This window comes from Amycolatopsis ruanii (assembly GCF_003385175.1).
In the GTDB taxonomy this organism is placed as follows: Bacteria; Actinomycetota; Actinomycetes; order Mycobacteriales; family Pseudonocardiaceae; genus Amycolatopsis_E; species Amycolatopsis_E thermalba.
Genome location: NZ_PQHY01000164.1, coordinates 1 through 1,701 on the forward strand (window position 1 = coordinate 1; position 1,701 = coordinate 1,701).

A 1,701-nucleotide genomic window follows, 5' to 3' on the forward strand; every position below is an offset into this window, starting at 1 on the left:
TCCTTGAGCTTCTCCACCAGGCGCAACGTCATCCGGGAGATGTCGCCGCCGCTGGTGGAGGGCGGGGGTCCGGGCCGCTCGGGGCGTTCCCGCTCGCCGGCGGTGCCGGTGACCACCACCCGCACGTCCCGGCCGTCCAGCCGCACCTCGACGACGTGGTCCGGCAGCTGCGCGGTCGCCTCGGCGGCGAGGTCGGCCAGCGCGTTCATCAGCGCCAGCCGGGCCGCGGGTTCGAGCGCGCCGGACAGCAGCGCCGCCGCCCGGCGGATCTGCTCGTCCCCGGCCGAGGCCGTCGCGGTGAGGTCCTCGCGGAGGCTGGTGATGTACGGGGTCAAGTCCATGACACCACTATGACGTCACTAGTGGTGTCAGTCAAGGCGGTGATGACACCACGTGGTGTCGCGGGGAAGTTGTCGGACCCGGCGGTTACGCTGCCGGGGAGTCGTTGAGGGGAAGGAGTGCGACCGTGGCCGAGACCGTGTCGCCGAAGGTTCAGCTGATCGCGAAGACGGAGTTCTTCCCGCCGGAGGACGTGCCGTGGTCGACCGACGCGGAGGGCGGTGAGGCGCTCGCCGAGTTCGCGGGCCGCGCCTGCTACCAGTCGTGGAAGAAGCCGAACCCGAAGACGGCCACCAACGCCGGCTACATCGACCACATCATCGAGGTCGGTCACCTGTCGGTGCTGGAGCACGGTTCGGTGAGCTTCTACATCAGCGGGGTGTCGCGCTCGCTGACGCACGAGCTGATCCGGCACCGCCACTTCTCCTACTCGCAGCTGTCGCAGCGGTACGTGCCCGAGCGCGACGCGGCGTTCGTCGAGCCGGACGTCATCGCGAACGACCCGGAGCTGCACGAGAAGTTCCTCAAGGCCGCGCAGGCGAGTGCCGACGCCTACAACGAGCTGCTGGCCGGGCTGGAGCACAAGTTCGCCGACGCGCCGAGCGCCACGCTGCGCCGCAAGCAGGCGCGCCAGGCCGCGCGGTCGGTGCTGCCCAACGCCACCGAGACCCGCATCGTGGTGACCGGCAACTACCGCGCCTGGCGGCACTTCATCGCCATGCGCGCCACCGAGAACGCCGACGTGGAGATCCGCGGCCTGGCCGTGGAGTGCTTGCGGCAGCTGCAGAAGGCCGCGCCGAACGTCTTCGCCGACTTCACGATCTCGACGCTGCCCGACGGCACCGAGGTCGCCTCCAGCCCGAAGGTCCTGGAAGGGTGAAACGGCTCGCGATCGACGTCCAGCCGGGCGAGTACGCGGTGGCGCGGCTGGAGCCGGGCGCTCCGGTGCCCGGCCTGGACGCGCCGGACGGGTTGGTCTCGATCACCCGCACGCCCGCGGAGACGTCGGTGATCTGCCCGGCCGGCCTGGTGCCGGAGGGCGCCCGGGTCGAGTCCGGGTGGCGGCTGCTGACCGTGCGGGGCCCGCTGGCGTTCACCCTGACCGGGATCATCGCCGCCCTGGCGAGCGAACTGGCCTCGGCCGGGGTCGCGCTGTTCACGCTGTCGACCTTCGACACCGACCACGTGCTGGTCAAGGACGCCGAACTGACGCGCGCGGTGGCGGCGCTGCGCGCGGCCGGACACGAGGTCGCCGGCGCCGACTGAGGCCCGCGGGGGCCGTGCTGGGGGCGGCTGGGCGCGTGGCGGCGGGCGCCGACTGGCGTCGGCGGGCGCCGACTGGCGTCGGCGGGGGCCGTGCTG

The 1,701-nt window shown here is 72.4% G+C and carries 3 protein-coding genes; 2 read left to right on the plus strand and 1 reads right to left on the minus strand.

Annotated features, from left to right (window positions below; translation table 11 throughout):
* The coding region (locus D0D28_RS35380; RefSeq protein WP_116115553.1) for a toxin-antitoxin system HicB family antitoxin at positions 1-341 on the minus strand (341 nt) is incomplete at its 3' end.
* Between the two features lie 125 nt (positions 342-466).
* On the opposite strand from D0D28_RS35380, the gene thyX reads away from it, so the two are divergent.
* Both thyX and D0D28_RS35390 read left to right on the plus strand, forming a co-directional pair.
* Positions 467-1,219, plus strand: a complete 753-nt coding sequence (gene thyX, locus D0D28_RS35385; RefSeq protein WP_094005872.1) for an FAD-dependent thymidylate synthase — start codon at positions 467-469, stop codon at positions 1,217-1,219.
* The gene (locus D0D28_RS35390) at positions 1,216-1,605 is read left to right on the plus strand and encodes an ACT domain-containing protein (protein WP_094005873.1); all 390 of its coding nucleotides are present in this window, start codon (positions 1,216-1,218) and stop codon (positions 1,603-1,605) included. Before thyX ends, D0D28_RS35390 begins: the two co-directional genes overlap by 4 nt.
* Positions 1,606-1,701: the final 96 nt, after the last annotated feature.